This is a genomic window from Pseudomonas sp. KH_046_1, assembly GCF_057839025.1.
On the sequence record NZ_CM174481.1, the window covers coordinates 5,449,904 to 5,462,590 of the forward strand.

Consider the following 12,687-nt stretch of genomic DNA (forward strand, 5'->3'; position numbering starts at 1 on the left):
GGGTGTCTTTTCGGCAGGGTTACCAAGGATATTGCGAACGCTATGCCAACTTTTAAACAGAGTTAAAAACCTTATTAATCAACAAGTTATAAAATAAGCCAATTTTCGGAATCATGCAAAATGCACGAGAAGCACGAACACTGCATGCAAGTTGCGGGTTTATGGAAAGTTCCTAAGATGCTGAATTTCTGAGCTTTATCTGCTGCATTTGACGACGGGTCGACAAACAGAAAAATCCTCGCAAAAGCGGGGACTTGATTCAGCACTTCATGCCGCAGAACCGGAACACCCTTTTGGCAAGTAATCCTTGGAAACGCTGCTTTTACATGACCAGCCTTTGTCTTCGTCCCGTGTCAGGGTGACGGTTTTTCCCTGGACCACCCCCGGGGCATTGTGCAACGTACAAACGATTGATCCCGCTCCCGCCGGCGTCGTAGCCGTCACAGACAGGGCGCAATGGTTGGTCGATGTCTCGCCAGCGGGCGCCACGTTGGCAATTGTCGGGGTTTCCCCCTGGCTGATCACATCCTCGAACGGCACCTTCATTGCAGTCAGTTCGGCCAGCGCCGCCGTGACCTTGGCCCGAGCCTGGTACTTGGAATACATCGGCAGACCCAGTGTTGCCAGGATCCCGATGATCGCCACCACGACGAGCAACTCGATCAGGGTAAAACCTTTCTGATTGTTCATGTACAAGCTCCATGCATGAGTCGAAGGCTCATGACCTGCCCCATGGCAGCACAGCCTGTGCCAAGGCCAGAAGCCCCTGTTGGCAGGGGGCGTGGTGGCCGCACAGCTCTTGCCTACTACCAGGATCAGCACTATCTGACGTTTTTTGTCACCTCACCCTTGCGGGTTTGGCCCCGTCCCTTGACTAGGCTATAAGAGCAATTCAATCGGAATACCCAGGACTGAACATGGCGGTCAAGGCAGCGAAAATCAGCGTGTATGCATGGGAAGGCATCGACCGCAAAGGCACAAAAGTGACCGGCGAACTCAGCGCTCAAAACCCGGCGCTGATCAAGGCGAAACTGCGCAAGCAAGGCATCAGTCCCGGCAAGGTTCGCAAGAAAAACCATTCGTTCTTCAGCATGGGCAAGCGCATCAAGGCCCAGGACATTGCCCTGTTCACCCGGCAAATGGCGACGATGATGAAGGCCGGGGTGCCGTTGTTGCAGTCCTTCGACATCATCGGCGAGGGCTTCGACAATCCGGCCATGCGCAAGCTGGTGGACGAACTGAAACAGGAAGTTGCGGCAGGCAGCAGCTTCGCCGCCGCCCTGCGCAAGAAGCCCCGGTATTTCGATGAGCTGTATTGCAACCTGGTGGATGCCGGCGAGCAGGCCGGTGCCCTCGACACCCTTTTGGAGCGGGTCGCGACCTACAAGGAAAAAAGCGAAAGCCTCAAGGCCAGGATCAGGAAAGCCATGACCTACCCGCTGGTCGTGGTGTTCGTCGCGGCAATTGTCACCGGGATTCTGCTGGTCAATGTCGTGCCGCAGTTCGAGTCGGTGTTCAAAGGCTTTGGCGCCGAACTGCCGGCCTTCACCGTGATGGTCATTGGCCTGTCGCAATTCATGCAGGCCTGGTGGTGGGTGGTCCTTGGCGCGCTGGTCACCACGGCCTTCGGCGTGCGCCACGCCCTCAGGACATCCCCGGCCTTCCGTGACCGGATGGACACCTGGCTGCTGAAACTGCCGCTGGTGGGCACCTTGATGCACAAGTCCGCCGTGGCCCGGTTCGCCCGTACACTGTCGACCACTTTTGCTGCCGGCGTACCGCTGGTGGAGGCCCTGGAATCAGTGGCCGGTGCGACCGGCAATGTCGTGTTCAAGCGCGCGGTATTGCGCATCCGGCAGGACATCTCGACCGGCATGCAATTGCATTTCGCCATGCGTACCTGCGGCGTCTTTCCGAACATGGCGATACAGATGACTGCCATCGGCGAAGAGTCAGGCACCCTGGACGCTATGCTCGACAAAGTCGCGGGGTTCTACGAAGACAACGTCGATAACATGGTCGATAACCTCACCAGCCTGATGGAACCGTTCATCATGGTGGTGCTGGGTGTTATCGTCGGTGGACTGGTAGTTGCCATGTACCTGCCCATCTTCCAACTTGGCTCAGCGATCTGACATGCCCTTGAATGAAATCCTGATTCACTCTGCGCTGGCCTTTGTCCTTCTCGCAGGCATCACCGGCCTGCTGGTCGGCAGTTTCCTCAATGTCGTGATCTGGCGCCTGCCGAAAATGCTCGAGCGCGACTGGCGTGAGCAGGCCCATGACATTCTCGGGCTGCCTGGCGAAACGCCGCTGCCGACCTACAACCTGTTGCTGCCCCACTCCCAGTGCCCGCACTGCGGTCACCGAATCCGCGCCTGGGAAAACATCCCGCTGCTCAGTTATGTGTTTTTGCGCGGCCGCTGCTCAGCCTGTAAGGCAGCGATCAGCCCGCGCTATCCGTTGACCGAACTGGCCTGCGGGCTGTTATCGGCGTTTGTTGCCTGGCACTTCGGCTTCGGTTGGCCGGCCGGCCTGGTGCTGGTGCTGAGCTGGGGTTTACTGGCGATGAGCCTGATCGACGCCGAACATCAGATATTGCCGGACGTACTGGTGCTGCCGTTGATATGGCTGGGGTTGATCGTCAACAGTTTCGGCCTGTTCGTGTCGTTGCACGAGGCGCTTTGGGGGGCGATCGCCGGCTACGGCCTGCTGTGGTCGGTGTTCTGGCTGTTCAAGCTGATCACGGGCAAGGACGGCATGGGCTACGGTGATTTCAAGCTGCTGGCGATGCTGGGTGCCTGGGGTGGCTGGCAGATTTTGCCGCTGACCATCCTGCTGTCCTCGCTGGTGGGTGCCATTATCGGGCTGATCCTGCTGCGCTGGCGCCATGCAAAAACCTCGACGCCGATCCCTTTCGGCCCCTATCTGGCCATTGCCGGCTGGATTGCGTTGCTCTGGGGTGGTCAAATAACCGACCTCTATTGGCAGTTTGTCGGTTTGAAATGAATAGCCCTGTGGAAAACCCCTGGATTCTCGGCCTGACCGGCGGCATCGGTAGCGGCAAAAGTGCGGCCGCCCAACACTTCATCGATCTGGGCGTGCATGTGGTCGACGCCGATCATGCCGCTCGCTGGGTAGTGGAACCCGGCCGCCCGGCACTGGCGCAAATCGCCGAGCACTTCGGCACCGGCGTGTTGCAGGCCGACGGGCAACTGGACCGCGCCGCACTACGCAAATTGATCTTCGAGGTGCCTGAAGAGCGCCGCTGGCTGGAGGCGCTCCTGCATCCGCTGATCGGCGAGGAGATCGCTCACCACCTGGCGCTGGCAAAATCGCCTTATGCGATTCTGGTTTCGCCGCTGCTGATCGAGTCCGGGCAATACGCCATGACCCAACGGGTGCTGGTGATCGATGCCCCTGAACAATTGCAGATCGAACGCACCCTGCAACGTGACCAGACCAGCGAACAGCAAGTCCAGGCGATCCTCAAGGCCCAGTCCAGCCGTCAGGATCGCGTGAGCCATGCCGACGACGTCGTGGTCAATGACCGCGACCTTGCCTGGCTGCACAGTGAGGTCGAACGCCTGCATCACTTTTATCTTTCTTTGCGTGGAGGCCAGTCATGAGCCAACCAACAACCGTCGAATGCCCAACCTGTGGCGCCCCCGTGGAATGGACCGCCGAGAGTAAATTCCGGCCATTCTGCTCCGACCGCTGCAAACTGATCGACCTGGGCGCCTGGGCGTCCGAAGAGCACAAGATTCCAGTGGCTCCCGATGCCGAGGACGAGATGTTCAGCGGTGACTTCGACCCGCGCCACTGATCCATCGAGAGGGCGATTCCAGGTTTTGATGCGGATCAGGACTTGGGATCGTCGTCCTTCCAGGGAGCCGAGAGGTAGCGTGTGCGGTTGAACGTCTCCAGCCACTCCGGGCAGAACACCACCAGCGCACTGACGATCATGCCGTTGATAAACGCTTCGGGAAAAATGATCAGCCACAGATATCCGACAAAGTCTTCCAGCCAGTACGGCATGGCAAAACGCTCGTCGAACCATAACAACCAAAGCGCCAGCAGCAGGCACAGCAACGCCGACAACGCCGCCGCAAAAAATCCGGAAACGAAGATATACACAAAGGGATTTCGCGGCTGAGCACGCTCCACTAGGATCGCGCAGCACTCGGTGACCAGCACCGGCAGCGCAATCAACAGCGCGCCATTGACCCCGACCGCCGCCAGGTCCTGTCGGCCGAGCAACACCAGCCCCGTTTGCGCCACCAACCCGCCGACCAGCGCCAGCGGCCAGTCCAGCAGTAGCGTCACCGCTGTCATGCCGATGAAGTGGTAAGACACGCCAGTATCAAAATCGCGCCGCACCAGCCACAACAGAAACAGCGCAAACACCGTTCCAAACAGCAGATGCTGACGACGGCTGTCGGTGAACAGTTCAACCCACGGCGCGCGACAGATCGCCCAGATCAACACCGGCACATAGATCAGCCAGCCGACCGCAAGGGTTTGCGATGACAGCAACTCTGCACCGATCATGGCTACGCGCGACTCCTTGGCGAAAGACAACAGGCACTCAGTCTACACCGCCGCTCGCCTGCCCTTCGACTTCAAGCCCAATGCCGCGAATCGTTCATCACCGCGTCATGCTCGGCGAACAGCTTCGGTAGCTCTGACTTGAGAAAGTCCACCCAGGTACGCACCTTGGCATCGAGAAAGCGTCGCGAAGGATACAGCGCATACACATTGCGTTCGCGCAGGCGCCATGCCGGTAACACGCGCAGCAAAGTACCGTCGCTCAAGGGCCGCGTCGCGGTGTAGAACGGCAGCAGGCTGATGCCCATGCCCGCCTCCGAAGCCTTGACCATCGACTCGGCAACATTGCACTGAAAGGTCTTGGCCGGGCTGACGGCGTGCTCGCCTTGCTCGTCCTGGAACAACCATTGATCGCTGTACAACGGGTCGAGCATGCGCAGGCATTGATGATCGCTCAGCGCCAGCGGCTGCTGCGGCACGCCCCGGCGTTGCAAGTAAGCCGGGGAGGCACAGGGCACGCTGTAGATCTGCCCGACGGCCTGCGCAACCATTTGTGAGTCGGCCAGTTCGGGCGCTATCGAAATCACCACATCGTGCCCTTCCTCCAGCGGATCGGGATTGCGCTGCGACAAGGTCAGCTCGAACACCACATCGGGATAGAGCTCGCTGTAGCGGGCGATCAACGGCGTGAGCAGCACACCCAGGCCGTTCATGCTGTGCACCCGCAGGCGTCCCGCCGGATTGATATGAGCGCCCCGGGCCTCGGCCGTCGCCTCGTCCATGGCTTCGACGATTTGCCGGCTGCGCAGCAGGAAGCGCTCGCCGGCATCGGTCAGGCTCAAGCGCCGCGTGGTGCGTTGCAGCAGACGCGCCTGAACATGCTCCTCCAGATCCGCCACCAATCGGGATACCTGGGCGGTCGACAGATCCAGCGCATCGGCAGCCCCGGTGAAGCTGGCGCAGTCCACCACCCGGATGAACACGCGCAAGTTGTTAAGCACATCCATAAGCCCCCCTCGGGCGATGACTGTTACGTTTTATGTAAGGCTGCATCCGCCGTTCGCCCCTTTATCCGTCGGTGGCAAAGACTAAAATTCAGACATCAGAACCGACACGGAGCACGCCAACATGAAAACGTTGATCAGCCTGTTGCTGACCGTCATCGCCACCTCGGCCATGGCCGCCGACAACGAACCCCTCGCGGTCCTGTATAACCCGGCACAGCCCCTGGACATCGCCAAGGTGGTTTCTGTGTCCGACACGGCGACCGCGTGCGGGGTTGTACCGGCGACCATGGAGTATGTCGATCATCAGGGCCAGACCCATCGCGTGACCTACAACGTCATGGGTGATTGCACCAGCAACCTGTGATCAATGGCTCACAGCAAGGTCCACGTGTAGCTGAGGATCAAGCGGTTCTCGTCGATATCACTGCGGTAGTTTGAACGCGCCATCGCATTGCGCACACGGATGCCAAGGCCCTTGAGGCTGCCGCTCTGCAGCACATAGCCGATGTCCAGGTCACGCTCGCGATCCTTGCCTTCAAACCCCTTGCCGGTATCGACGTTATTGCCGCTGATGTAGCGCACGGTACTGGTCAGCCCCGGTACGCCGAGCGCCGCGAAGTCGTAGTCGTAGCGCGCCTGCCAGGAACGTTCATCGGTGGAGGCGAACTCGTAGGTCGGCACTTCGTTGCCCAGTGGTGAGATGTTGGCAAACACCCGTGGGAACGCACTGTCACCGAACATGCCCTGATAGCCGACGTAAAACGTATGGCCGCCACGCTTGGCCGACAGCAACGAGAAGAACGCCTGGTTGTCGATGTTGCCCAGCAGTTTCTTGCCGTCCTCGCGCGAATCGTAGTAACCGAGGTTGGTACCGAGGATCCAGTCGCCCACCGGCTCACTGTGTTTTAAACCCAGAAAACGCTGGTTGTAGATATCTTCCAGTTGCCCGTACCAGGCGCTGACCGAGCTGCGCTTGTCGTTGAAGACATAATCAGCGCCGGCAAAATTGAAACCGTCACTGCTGACCTGGCGCTGCGGCACATGGCCCAACATCGCTTGCATCTTTTCGTCGCCAGCCTCATTGCGCAGGCTGGTTGAACTCAAGTGACCACCCTGCAGCGTCAGGCCATTGATCTCGTTGGAGGTGATGCTTGCGCCCTGATAACTCGGTGGCAGCAGGCGAATATCGCTGAATGCCAACACTGGCAGATTGGGTTGCAGCTCACCGACTTTCAGCTCGGTTTTGGAGTAGCGCATCTTCAACGCGCCTTCCAGACGACTGTAGTTGTCCGCCGCGCGGCCGTCGTCCTGCACCGGCAGCAAACCGGTATTGGTCCGGTCCGGAGCGCTGTCGAGCTTGAGGCCGAGCAAGCCGATGACGTCCACCCCAAACCCGACGGTGCCCTGGGTGTATCCGGACTTCACGTTGAGTATGAAACCCTGGGCCCACTCTTCAGCCTTCGATTGCTGGTTGGCGCCGACGATGTCGGAATAGTCGCGGCTGAAGTAGTAATTGCGCGCCTGCAACGTCGCGGTGGTGTCTTCGACAAAGCCGGCTTCAGCCGCCATCGCACCCGTGGAAAAACCCGAGACGACAGCCAGGGACAACGCCGAACCGGTTGTTGGGAGAATCTGTTTCATCGTTTTTCTCTTATTGTTATTGATCGACTGGTTGAAGGACTTCAGTTGCAGTGGATTTTCGACGGGGAACGGAACGACGGGCGCTCAACAGCACATGGGTGACCATGCCGAAAATCAGCCCCCAGAACGCCGCGGACAAACCGAACAACGACATGCCCGAAGCCGTGACCAGAAAGGTCACCAGCGCGGCTTCACGATCGCTCGGCACCGCCATCGCACCCGTTAACGCGCCGGCAATGGCGGCGAACAGGGCCAGCCCGGCCAGCGCCGCGATCAGCTCTTTGGGGAACGCTGAAAACAGCGAGACCAGCGTGGCGCCGAAGATCCCCAACAGCAGGTAACACAGGCCGCCGACGACCCCGGCCACGTAGCGTTTGCGAGGATCTTCGTGGGATTCGCGACCCATGCAGATCGCCGCAGTGATCGCCGCCAGATTCAGTCCATGGCACCCGAACGGCGCCAGCAGTGCCGTGCCCAGCGCGCTACTGGCGATGATCGGGCTTGCCGGCGTTGGGTATCCACTGGCGCGCAGCACCGCCATGCCGGGCACGAATTGACCGGTCAGCGCCACCATCACCAGCGGCAAGGCGATGTTCAGGATCGCACCCAGGCTGAACTCAGGCGTGATCCACACCGGCGTGGCCAGGCCGATCACCAGCGCTTCACGATGCAAATCACCGGTGAACGCGGCAATCGAACAGCCCACCAGCAGCACCATCATCACTGCATAACGCGGCATCACACGCTTGCAGATCAGGTAGCAGGCAAACATCGCCAGGACCAGCAACGGCTTGTGCTGCATCGACACGAACAACCCGGTGCCGAAACTGAACAGGATCCCCGCCAGCATCGCCGCCGCGATGGCGGCGGGCAGCTTGTTGATGATCCGGTCGAAAGCGCCCGAGATGCCAACCACGAAAATGATCAGGCTGCTGGCCAGATACGCCCCCACCGCCTCTGCCATGGAGATGTCCGGCAACAGCGTCACCAGCAACGCCGAGCCCGGCGCCGACCAGGCGATGATCACCGGAACGCGGTAGCGCAGGCTCAAACCGATACCGAGCACGGCGCTGCCAATGGAGATCGCCCAGATCCAGGACGACAACACTTCCCGCGAAAGATGTGCCGCTTCTGCCGCCTGAAAAATGATCACCAACGGGCCGGCGTAGGAAATCACCGTGGCAATCAATCCAGCCACGGCGGCTGACAATGAGAAGTCCTGGAAAAACGCTTTCATGATTCAGGCACCGGTCGCTGACAACGCTGGGTTGACGCCAGCAGCGCTGCGTCGGCTGCTGATGGCGAACACAGTCATGGCCAGGGCCGCCACCGCACCGGGCAAGGCAAACGCCATGAAGTTCAGTTGCAGGGGCAAGCTGATCCCGAGCAACGCACCACCCAGCAGCGGACCGACGATGGCCCCGTTGCGCCCGATGCCCGACGCCCAGCCCAGGCCGGTAGAACGAATCGTCATGGAATAAAACTGCGCGGCGCAGGCGTACAAAAGAATCTGCGAGCCAATGGTGGTGGCACCCGCAATGGCGATCAGCAGGTACAACACCGGCATCGGGCTGTTGAAGCCCAACAGGGTTATCGACACCGCCGCCATGGCGAAAAACACCGACAGCACCCGCGGCAGATTGAGTTTGTCGCCCAGCACCCCGCCACCGACCGCGCCGAAGATCGCCCCGAAGTTCAACACCAGCAGGAACGACAGGCTCGAACCCAGGCTGTAACCGGCGTTGGCCATCAGTTTCGGTAGCCAGGAACTCAGCGCGTACACCATCAACAGGCAGCAGAAAAACGCCAGCCATAGCATCAGCGTGCGCAACGCACGGCCTTCACGGAACAACTGCAACACCGGGGTGCCCGTGCCTTTCACTTCGGCCATGTGCAATTGATCGGAGGTTTGCGCGACGTAGGCCGGATCGATGCGCTGAAGAATGTTGCGCGCCTCTTCATTACGCCCCTGACGCAACATGAAGCCCACCGATTCGGGCAGGAAATACATGATCAGCGGCAACAACAGCAACGGCAGGACCGCCACGTAAAACACCGACTGCCAGCCGAAACTCGGGATCAGCACAATGCCCAGTCCGGCGGACAGCATGCCGCCCACCGAGTAACCGCTGAACATGATCGCCACCAGAGTGCTGCGGATTTTTTTCGGCGCGTACTCGTTCATCAGCGCCACGACGTTAGGCATCACGCCGCCAATGCCGAGCCCGGCAATGAAGCGGCAGAGGCCGAACTCGGTGGGGTTGCGGGCGAAACCATTGAGCACGGTGAAACCACTGAAGAGCATCACGCAGATCGTGATGGTTTTTTTGCGGCCGATCCTGTCCGACAGCGGACCGAAGAACAGCGCGCCGAACATCATGCCGAACAGTGCATAGCTGCCCAGGGCACCGGCTTGCAGAGGACTGAGCCCCCACTCTTTCATCAGCATCGGCAGGACCACGCCGTAGATCACCAGATCGTACCCGTCGAATATGATGATCAGGGCACACCAGAACAGCACCATCCAGTGAAAGCGGTTGAAGCGAGCGTTGTCGATAACCTCATGTACGTCGATCTTGCGCATGGCATATATCTCTTGTTGTTGTTTTTTTAGAGCGGCGGTAACACGGCTTACGTCCGTACAGCCGAGGGTAGAGCCGCCCGATACGTGGCAATAGCCAGTGAACGCAGATCACTATCCGTTTTGTGCAGGGCCCTGAAACGGGCATGGGAACGGGAGGCTATGAGCCTCTGCGACAAATTGTCTTCTTTGCGATCACATTTGAACGCTAAGCTTGGGCCTATGGATGACTCAGATTACCTACGCCTGCTGACCATCGCGGCCGAGCAAGCCAACGCGTTCCTGTCCAATGCCCGCAAATGGGAGCGGGAGCGTTGGGTGTGCCAGCGCCTTCTGCAAGGCTTGAACATTCCCTATCGTGCCGATGAGTTCGCCCCCGCAGGCGAGCCGCCGGATGTGTTGTTTCGCGATGCCAGTTTCGAGGTGTTCTTCGTGCTCGACGAGGGGCGGCGCCTCAACGATGAATGGCGCGACGAACTGCAACGCCGACGCAGCGCGTTTTCCCTGAGTCAACTGGTGCGCCGCGAGGCCAAGCCACGACGCATCCCGGCCAACGAGTTTTTGCTGCGATTGGCGCCGACCTTGCGCAAAAAAGCGCACAACTACAAAGAACGCGGCATGGATCTGGGTGAACTGGACATCATTGCCTTCGCCAGCCTCAAACGCGAAGTACTGGACCTCAACAGCCATTTCCCGCCGCCGACCGAATACCTGCGCCAGGGCTGGCGTTCGCTGTCATTGGTTGGGCCGACATTCGCCCGTGTGCTGTTCGCTCACCCGGATGCGCCGGACTTCTTGCGCAGCAACCTGGGGCGCAGCATTGTGTTCGACGTCGGGATCAGCCTGTGAGCCTCGAGCCTTTCCCCGGTCAGCAGCTAAGCTCCGTTCACAGCTGAATAATTTCCCTGTAGCTTCTACACATTCAGCAACGTCTACCCCTGACGAGGCCCGATATGACCAGCCGCCTGAACCCCGACGACCAAAAGCATGTCGAAGAGTACCTGCAGTTGTCCCAGCATCAAGTCGAGCGCCGGCCTTTCCGGCCGTGGATGCTCCTTGTACTGGTATTGGCAATGACCATTGGTCTGGGCCTGTTGAGCCGACTTATCAGTTACCTGACGCTATGAGCTGCCTTGCGCTCGCTTGGGTAACCGTACCGATTTCTTTTAGCCTTGCGAGTTATCCCCATGTCCCATCGTATTGTCATTGTCGGCGGCGGCGCCGGCGGTCTGGAGTTGGCTACCCGTCTGGGTAAGACTCTGGGCAAGCGCGGCACAGCCAGCGTGATGCTGGTCGACGCGAACCTGACCCACATCTGGAAACCGTTGTTGCACGAAGTGGCGGCCGGTTCCCTGAACTCTTCCGAAGACGAACTCAACTATGTCGCCCAAGCCAAATGGAACCATTTCGAGTTCCAGCTGGGGCGCATGAGCGGGCTCGATCGCGCGAAGAAAAAAATCCAGCTGGCCGCCACCTATGACGAAGCTGGTGTGGAGTTAGTGCCAGCCCGCGAAGTGCCTTACGACTCGCTGGTGATCTCCGTCGGCAGCACCACCAACGATTTCGGCACCCAGGGCGCGGCGCAGCACTGCCTGTTCCTCGACACCCGCAAACAGGCTGAGCGATTCCACCAGCAACTGCTCAATCACTATTTGCGCGCTCACGCCGGTCAGTCCGACACGATCGAGCAAATCAGCGTGGCCATCGTCGGCGCCGGTGCCACCGGGGTCGAACTGGCCGCCGAACTGCACAACGCCGCCCACGAACTGGCAGCCTATGGCCTGGACCGGATCAAACCGGAAAACATGCACATCACCCTGATCGAAGCCGGACCACGAGTCCTGCCGGCGCTGCCGGAGCGGATTGGCGGGCCTGTGCATAAAACCCTGGAGAAACTCGGGGTCAACGTCATGACCAATGCCGCTGTCAGCGAGGTGACGGCCGACAGCCTGATCACCGCCGACGGCAACGAAATCAAGGCCAGCCTGAAAGTCTGGGCCGCGGGGATTCGTGCACCGGGTTTCCTCAAGGACATCGATGGCCTGGAAACCAACCGCATCAATCAGCTGCAAGTGCTGCCGACCCTGCAAACCACCCGTGACGAGAACATCTTCGCCTTCGGTGACTGCGCCGCCTGCCCGCAACCGGGTAGCGACCGCAATGTGCCACCACGTGCCCAGGCCGCTCACCAGCAGGCTTCGTTGCTGGCCAAATCGCTGAAACTGCGCATCGAAGGCAAGGCACTGCCGGAGTACAAGTACACCGACTACGGCTCGCTGATCTCGCTGTCGCGTTTTTCGGCTGTGGGTAACCTGATGGGCAACCTCACCGGCAGCGTGATGCTCGAAGGCTGGCTGGCGCGGATGTTCTACGTGTCGCTGTACCGCATGCACCAGATGGCGCTGTACGGGCCGTTCCGCACGGCGATGCTGATGCTGGGCAGCAAGATCGGTCGCGGTACCGAGCCACGGCTCAAGCTGCACTGATGTAAACCTGTGGGAGCGAGCTTGCTCGCGATGGCGTCCTTTCTGTCGATATCAATGTCGCCTGATACACCGCCATCGCGAGCAAGCTCGCTCCCACAGGGTTTTGTGGCACGCCCAGTATTTTCGAAAGCAAAAAAAATCCCCGTATCTTTCGATACGAGGATTTTTAATATGGTCGGGGTAAGGGGATTCGAACTCCTGACATCCTGCTCCCAAAGCAGGCGCGCTACCGGACTGCGCTATACCCCGGTAAAAAAAAGGCACCCTTGAAGGCGCCTTCTTCGATCAGCGCTTTTGGCCTCTGATCTTAAGATTCGATTCCAGCGTTAACTGGTTTCAAAAATGGTGGGTCGTGTGGGATTCGAACCTACGACCAATTGGTTAAAAGCCAACTGCTCTACCAACTGAGCTAACGACCCAAAAA

14 protein-coding genes and 2 tRNA genes are annotated in these 12,687 nt (G+C 59.6%); 8 read left to right on the top strand and 8 right to left on the bottom strand.

Features of this window, described 5'->3' with window-relative positions; translation table 11 throughout:
- Nucleotides 1-267: 267 nt before the first annotated feature.
- Nucleotides 268-690, bottom strand: coding sequence for a pilin (locus AC3IT9_RS24925; RefSeq protein ID WP_150757730.1), 423 nt, complete (start codon nt 688-690; stop codon nt 268-270).
- 227 nt (nt 691-917) lie between these two features.
- Between AC3IT9_RS24925 and AC3IT9_RS24930 the strand changes: the two genes are divergently transcribed.
- The 4 genes from AC3IT9_RS24930 to yacG are packed head-to-tail and all read left to right on the top strand — an operon-like array spanning nt 918 to nt 3,826.
- The gene (locus AC3IT9_RS24930) at nt 918-2,135 is read left to right on the top strand and encodes a type II secretion system F family protein (RefSeq protein WP_489271248.1); all 1,218 of its coding nucleotides are present in this window, start codon (nt 918-920) and stop codon (nt 2,133-2,135) included.
- Nucleotide 2,136: 1 nt separating this feature from the next.
- Nucleotides 2,137-3,009 carry a prepilin peptidase gene (locus AC3IT9_RS24935; RefSeq protein ID WP_489271249.1) on the top strand — a complete coding sequence of 291 codons (873 nt, stop codon included), beginning with the start codon at nt 2,137-2,139 and terminating at the stop codon, nt 3,007-3,009.
- Nucleotides 3,006-3,629, top strand: coding sequence for a dephospho-CoA kinase (gene coaE, locus AC3IT9_RS24940; RefSeq protein WP_489271250.1), 624 nt, complete (start codon nt 3,006-3,008; stop codon nt 3,627-3,629). Before AC3IT9_RS24935 ends, coaE begins: the two co-directional genes overlap by 4 nt.
- A complete protein-coding gene (gene yacG, locus AC3IT9_RS24945; protein WP_007970539.1) occupies nt 3,626-3,826 on the top strand; it encodes a DNA gyrase inhibitor YacG in 201 nt (66 codons plus the stop codon). Before coaE ends, yacG begins: the two co-directional genes overlap by 4 nt.
- A 35-nt stretch (nt 3,827-3,861) precedes the next feature.
- On the opposite strand, the gene AC3IT9_RS24950 is transcribed toward yacG, so the two are convergent.
- Both AC3IT9_RS24950 and AC3IT9_RS24955 read right to left on the bottom strand, forming a co-directional pair.
- The gene (locus tag AC3IT9_RS24950) at nt 3,862-4,551 is read right to left on the bottom strand and encodes an energy-coupling factor ABC transporter permease (RefSeq protein ID WP_007990394.1); all 690 of its coding nucleotides are present in this window, start codon (nt 4,549-4,551) and stop codon (nt 3,862-3,864) included.
- Between the two features lie 71 nt (nt 4,552-4,622).
- The gene (locus AC3IT9_RS24955) at nt 4,623-5,555 is read right to left on the bottom strand and encodes a LysR family transcriptional regulator (RefSeq protein WP_489271251.1); all 933 of its coding nucleotides are present in this window, start codon (nt 5,553-5,555) and stop codon (nt 4,623-4,625) included.
- 121 nt (nt 5,556-5,676) lie between these two features.
- On the opposite strand from AC3IT9_RS24955, the gene AC3IT9_RS24960 reads away from it, so the two are divergent.
- A complete protein-coding gene (locus AC3IT9_RS24960; protein ID WP_057713259.1) occupies nt 5,677-5,919 on the top strand; it encodes a DUF2790 domain-containing protein in 243 nt (80 codons plus the stop codon).
- A gap of 8 nt (nt 5,920-5,927) precedes the next feature.
- Here the strand turns inward: AC3IT9_RS24960 and AC3IT9_RS24965 are convergent, their stop codons facing one another.
- From AC3IT9_RS24965 to AC3IT9_RS24975, 3 genes are read right to left on the bottom strand one after another with little or no spacing between them, the layout of a single operon-like run.
- The gene (locus tag AC3IT9_RS24965) at nt 5,928-7,196 is read right to left on the bottom strand and encodes an OprD family porin (RefSeq protein ID WP_489271252.1); all 1,269 of its coding nucleotides are present in this window, start codon (nt 7,194-7,196) and stop codon (nt 5,928-5,930) included.
- 16 nt (nt 7,197-7,212) lie between these two features.
- Complete coding sequence (locus tag AC3IT9_RS24970; RefSeq protein ID WP_489271254.1) at nt 7,213-8,433, bottom strand: benzoate/H(+) symporter BenE family transporter; 1,221 nt, start codon at nt 8,431-8,433, stop codon at nt 7,213-7,215.
- A gap of 3 nt (nt 8,434-8,436) precedes the next feature.
- The gene (locus tag AC3IT9_RS24975) at nt 8,437-9,780 is read right to left on the bottom strand and encodes an aromatic acid/H+ symport family MFS transporter (RefSeq protein ID WP_489271255.1); all 1,344 of its coding nucleotides are present in this window, start codon (nt 9,778-9,780) and stop codon (nt 8,437-8,439) included.
- A 219-nt stretch (nt 9,781-9,999) separates the two neighbouring features.
- On the opposite strand from AC3IT9_RS24975, the gene AC3IT9_RS24980 reads away from it, so the two are divergent.
- The 3 genes from AC3IT9_RS24980 to AC3IT9_RS24990 all read left to right on the top strand — a co-directional run bounded on the left by AC3IT9_RS24980 (nt 10,000) and on the right by AC3IT9_RS24990 (nt 12,263).
- Entirely contained in the window at nt 10,000-10,626 is a 627-nt protein-coding gene (locus AC3IT9_RS24980; protein WP_007970534.1) for a DUF1780 domain-containing protein, read from the top strand.
- Nucleotides 10,627-10,730: 104 nt separating this feature from the next.
- Nucleotides 10,731-10,904: a DUF3094 domain-containing protein gene (locus tag AC3IT9_RS24985; RefSeq protein WP_489271256.1), complete on the top strand. Its 174-nt coding sequence runs from the start codon at nt 10,731-10,733 to the stop codon at nt 10,902-10,904.
- A gap of 60 nt (nt 10,905-10,964) precedes the next feature.
- Nucleotides 10,965-12,263, top strand: coding sequence for an NAD(P)/FAD-dependent oxidoreductase (locus tag AC3IT9_RS24990; protein ID WP_489271257.1), 1,299 nt, complete (start codon nt 10,965-10,967; stop codon nt 12,261-12,263).
- Nucleotides 12,264-12,435: 172 nt separating this feature from the next.
- Here the strand turns inward: AC3IT9_RS24990 and AC3IT9_RS24995 are convergent.
- Together AC3IT9_RS24995 and AC3IT9_RS25000 are read right to left on the bottom strand one after the other, a co-directional pair.
- A tRNA-Pro gene (locus AC3IT9_RS24995) sits at nt 12,436-12,512 on the bottom strand.
- Nucleotides 12,513-12,606: 94 nt separating this feature from the next.
- Nucleotides 12,607-12,682: transfer RNA gene (locus AC3IT9_RS25000), tRNA-Lys, on the bottom strand.
- Nucleotides 12,683-12,687: the final 5 nt, after the last annotated feature.

Bases quoted from the DNA above. Each gene is read 5' to 3' on its own strand.
- AC3IT9_RS24925 (WP_150757730.1), bottom strand. From the start codon at position 690: ATGAACAATCAGAAAGGTTTTACCCTGATCGAGTTGCTCGTCGTGGTG.
- AC3IT9_RS24930 (WP_489271248.1), top strand. From the start codon at position 918: ATGGCGGTCAAGGCAGCGAAAATCAGCGTGTATGCATGGGAAGGCATC.
- AC3IT9_RS24935 (WP_489271249.1), top strand. From the start codon at position 2,137: ATGCCCTTGAATGAAATCCTGATTCACTCTGCGCTGGCCTTTGTCCTT.
- coaE (WP_489271250.1), top strand. From the start codon at position 3,006: ATGAATAGCCCTGTGGAAAACCCCTGGATTCTCGGCCTGACCGGCGGC.
- yacG (WP_007970539.1), top strand. From the start codon at position 3,626: ATGAGCCAACCAACAACCGTCGAATGCCCAACCTGTGGCGCCCCCGTG.
- AC3IT9_RS24950 (WP_007990394.1), bottom strand. From the start codon at position 4,551: ATGATCGGTGCAGAGTTGCTGTCATCGCAAACCCTTGCGGTCGGCTGG.
- AC3IT9_RS24955 (WP_489271251.1), bottom strand. From the start codon at position 5,555: ATGGATGTGCTTAACAACTTGCGCGTGTTCATCCGGGTGGTGGACTGC.
- AC3IT9_RS24960 (WP_057713259.1), top strand. From the start codon at position 5,677: ATGAAAACGTTGATCAGCCTGTTGCTGACCGTCATCGCCACCTCGGCC.
- AC3IT9_RS24965 (WP_489271252.1), bottom strand. From the start codon at position 7,196: ATGAAACAGATTCTCCCAACAACCGGTTCGGCGTTGTCCCTGGCTGTC.
- AC3IT9_RS24970 (WP_489271254.1), bottom strand. From the start codon at position 8,433: ATGAAAGCGTTTTTCCAGGACTTCTCATTGTCAGCCGCCGTGGCTGGA.
- AC3IT9_RS24975 (WP_489271255.1), bottom strand. From the start codon at position 9,780: ATGCGCAAGATCGACGTACATGAGGTTATCGACAACGCTCGCTTCAAC.
- AC3IT9_RS24980 (WP_007970534.1), top strand. From the start codon at position 10,000: ATGGATGACTCAGATTACCTACGCCTGCTGACCATCGCGGCCGAGCAA.
- AC3IT9_RS24985 (WP_489271256.1), top strand. From the start codon at position 10,731: ATGACCAGCCGCCTGAACCCCGACGACCAAAAGCATGTCGAAGAGTAC.
- AC3IT9_RS24990 (WP_489271257.1), top strand. From the start codon at position 10,965: ATGTCCCATCGTATTGTCATTGTCGGCGGCGGCGCCGGCGGTCTGGAG.